The following is a 3,861-nucleotide window of genomic DNA, read 5'->3' on the forward strand; positions in this document are numbered from 1 at the left end:
TATATTGCTAAAAATTTTGATGTTGTAGTGGTACATGTTTTTTATCATTGTTTTTGTGCAAGACAAAGTATTGATCAAAAGTATAATCCAAAGCTTATTCCCAATCAAGATGATTTAGAGCGTGTAAATGGCATTTTAAAAAATATTAATTTAGGACATTTATCGGTTAATAAAGATAATTTTGAACAAATTATTCCTCTTATAGAGCAAAAAGTTAATAAAATGAAACAAGCAGGTTTGGTTGATGAAAGCCAAAAAATAGAACTTTCTTGTGATTTTATCCCACCTAATGGAGATTATCAAAACTATGGCATTATGGCAGCTATTGATCATATCAATGCTTTAAAAGATTTAGTTAAACGCTTTCCAAAATTTGCAGATTTACCAAAAATTTATGGGGGGGGGGTCTTATGGAGGATACTTAGCCTTGCTCATAGCAAAGATAGCTCCTTGGTATGTGGATGGTGTGATTGATAATTCAGGTGTTTGCTTGCCATTTTTGGCGTGCATTTTAGGAAGAGAAATGAATCAAGGGGAATTTTATTTCGAAGGAAGTGGTTATAGACTTTATTGTTTTGTATATAAATACTGGAATAGAAATATGAATTCTTCTTATTATTTTGGTGATGAAAATTATTTAATCAGAGCAGTTTTAAATTCAAACCATCTTCAAATTCAATCAAATTTAAATAAAAATACCATTTTTGTAAGCTATCATAGTATACAAGATATGGGTGCGCCAGTGCAAAATAAAATAGAACTTTATAAGTGTTATCAGGAATTAGGATATGATGCAACTTTACATTTAATAAAGGATGAAAATGATATAGATGGTAGATTTGTAAAAAGTTTAGAGCATGGACTTAGAATGACTGATAGGGCTTTATTTAGAAAAGAACTTCCTTTAATGCTTGAAAAACTACAAGGAAGAAAATCTTTTATGCAAGAAAATTCTATCTCTTATCCTTGTGGGAATAAAGTATTTGTGTTTAAGGATTTAGAAGATAAATTTGAGTTAGAGATGATAAATTAAAATAAAGATAAAGGATATAAAATGACAGCATATTTACATATAGGAACTACTAATACAGGAAATCAAGAAAAACAAGGCTTCTTGATGCAAAACGAAGAAAAGCTTTTGCAAAAAGCTTATATTTACCCAAAAAGTCTTAGAGTGGCAAATAGGCATTGGGCTTTGGTGGATATGGTTTTAGAATTGGTTCAAAAAGAAGATATTTTAAAAAAAGAGAGTGTTTTAAGTCATATCACAAATGAAAGACTTCTTAGAGCTATAGAAAATTTTAAAAGTGAAAGTGCTTTACATAAAGATAAAAAATTTATTTTTTCAGCTGAGGGTATAGTTTGGGATTTTTCTACCAAAAAACATGTAGAAATTTTAGAAAAGATTATGAGAGAGTTAGGTTTTACTCAAATTTATATTATTGTGTATTTTAGAGATACTTTGGGTTATTTAAACTCACATTGTTCTCAAGATCATAAAAACAATATGGGGTATTATTCTGCTGATTTTGCTCCGCAAGATCATCCTAGAAAATATATTTTTGACTATGAATGGATTTGCAAAACTCATGCTGAGGTATTTGGAGAAGAAAATTTGATAGTAAGACTTCTAAGGGAGGATTATGTAGGAGGGACTTTACTTAAGGATTTTGTTTATCATTTAGGACTTGAATGGGATGAGAGTTTTGTTTTAAAACAAACCAAAAATGAAAGTTTTAATCTTTTAGGAATGGAGCTTATGTCAAGATTAAATCAAAAAGATTTAAAGCAGGATAATCTTAATTCTTTGCTTTTTATGGCAAGAAGAAAATTTGAAGGCAGCAAAGAAAAAAGATTAAAATTTGCAGTGCAAAAAGATATTGCTAAAGCTTATGTGGATTATTTTGCTTCTTCACTTGAATGGGTAAAAAACAAATATTTCCCGCATAAAAATTCTCTTTTTACTCCTGTGAATTGGGAAGAATATGAACAAAATTATACTTTAACCCATATGCTAAGTAAAGATTGGGATGATGTGGCGGATTTTATAGCGCAAATTATTGTTTCTAAAAATGAAATCATCAGTTCTTTAAAAGAACAGCTTGAACTTGCAAGGAAAGATTAGTCTTTCATTGCAATTTCAAGCATTTTTTTGATATTTTCAAAGCTTTCAAAATTTTCAGGTGTGATAAATTCTGCTTTTAAGGGTTTTTTATAAAATTTTTCTATTTCGGCAACCAAAGCCATGATATCGATACTATCGATAAAATCTTCACTTACTAGATTTTCCATACTCTCATTGATATCTGTTCTTTCTATATTGATAAAAAATTGTTTGATTTCTTGCATTTTTTCTCCTTTAGTTTTTTGAAATTATAAAATATTTATTTAAACAAGTTCTTTTAAAACCTTTCTATCGATTTTTCCATTTTGATTAAGCTTAAATTTGTCGAGTTTAATAAAATTTTTTGGGATCATATAAGAAGGTAATTTATCTTTTAAAAAAGCTTTAAAATTAATTTCTTCTTCACTTTCATAAAAACAAATAATATCTTCTTTAAAAATACATGCACTGTTTTTAATATTCGCATGGGAATTTATCACGCTTTCTATTTCTCCAAGTTCTATCCTATGCCCCATATATTTTATCTGATTATCCACTCTCCCATAGCACAAAAGCTCTCCAAATTCATTATAAGAAACGATATCTCCTGTTTTATAGAGTAAATCTAAATAATTATCATGTAAAGGATTTTGAATAAAAGCTTGTTTGGTTTTTTCTTTGTCATTATAATACCCTAAAGACAAAGAAGTTCCACGTACGAAAAGCTCCCCTTTAACACCTATTTGTTTAGGACTTATGAAATTCATATTTTCATCAAAAACTAAAAGTTCTGTGTTTTTACACGCTTTGCCTATAGGTAAAAGTTCTTCATCTTTAAAAGTGCGATTGATGATATAAAAAGAACATACATCAGTGATTTCTGTTGGGCCATAAAGGTTGGCAAATAAGGCATTGGGTAAGTGTTTACGCCAAATATTTAGCTGTTTATTGGGCATGATTTCACCGCAAAAAAGTATTTTTTTTAAGGTATTTAAACTAAAATTATTCAAAGCTTCCGTATTTGCAAAATAAATTAGCACCGAAGGCACCCAAAATATAGTGCTTACTTTTTCTTTTTCAAGGCATTCTAAAATTTTATTTGGAAAGGCAAAAAGATGATTAGGTAAAAGGTGTAAAGTCGCTCCTGATTTTACACTTGAAAAAATATCTAAAATGCTATTGTCAAAATAAAATGGTGCTTGATTGGCTAAAATTTCATTCTCATCAAATTTAAAAGTCTCACACACCCAAAAAGTATAATCAATCACACTCTTATGTGCTATGCTTACTCCTTTAGGAATACCTGTGCTCCCACTTGTAAAGAAAACATAGAGTAAATTAGTATCTATATGTTTTTCTTTGGCATGCTTTATTAAACTCTCATCTATATCAAAACTTTCAAAGTCTTGTGTATAAAGCGTAGGTAAATCTAAGTTAAAATTTAAGTCCTTTGAAGTGATAAAAAGTTTAGGCTTTAAAACCTCTATGACTTTTTCTACTCTTTCTTTAGGACTTTTTTCATCTAAAAGGGTATAAAAATTTCCACTGAGTGCCACTCCAAAAAATGAAATCAAACAATCAATCCCTTTAGGCAAGATGATTAAAACAGGAACTTGAGTAGGATTATCATTTTTTAAAGTTTTTAAAATTTCACTGGCTAGTTTTTTAGAAAAAAGATCAAAGTCTTTATAAGTGATTTCTTTTCTTTCCTTGGCAAAGGGTTCTACAAAAGCAGTTTTTTCGCTAAATTTGATTAA

General features: G+C 28.9%; 3 protein-coding genes and 1 pseudogene. 2 read left to right on the plus strand and 2 right to left on the minus strand.

The window, feature by feature from the left end; genetic code table 11:
• A pseudogene (locus AJ885_RS10735) lies at window positions 1-1,033 on the plus strand (DUF2920 family protein); the annotation flags it as partial.
• Between the two features lie 21 nt (window positions 1,034-1,054).
• Window positions 1,055-2,125, plus strand: a complete 1,071-nt coding sequence (locus AJ885_RS08055; RefSeq protein WP_002856137.1) for a hypothetical protein — start codon at window positions 1,055-1,057, stop codon at window positions 2,123-2,125.
• On the opposite strand, the gene AJ885_RS08060 is transcribed toward AJ885_RS08055, so the two are convergent.
• Window positions 2,122-2,349: a hypothetical protein gene (locus tag AJ885_RS08060; protein ID WP_002875378.1), complete on the minus strand. Its 228-nt coding sequence runs from the start codon at window positions 2,347-2,349 to the stop codon at window positions 2,122-2,124. The genes AJ885_RS08055 and AJ885_RS08060 overlap by 4 nt on opposite strands.
• A 39-nt stretch (window positions 2,350-2,388) precedes the next feature.
• A partial coding sequence (locus AJ885_RS08065; protein ID WP_148123900.1) for an AMP-binding protein occupies window positions 2,389-3,861 on the minus strand: 1,473 nt, incomplete at its 5' end.

The organism is Campylobacter sp. BCW_6464 (assembly GCF_001762775.1).
GTDB lineage: Bacteria > Campylobacterota > Campylobacteria > Campylobacterales > Campylobacteraceae > Campylobacter_D > Campylobacter_D jejuni.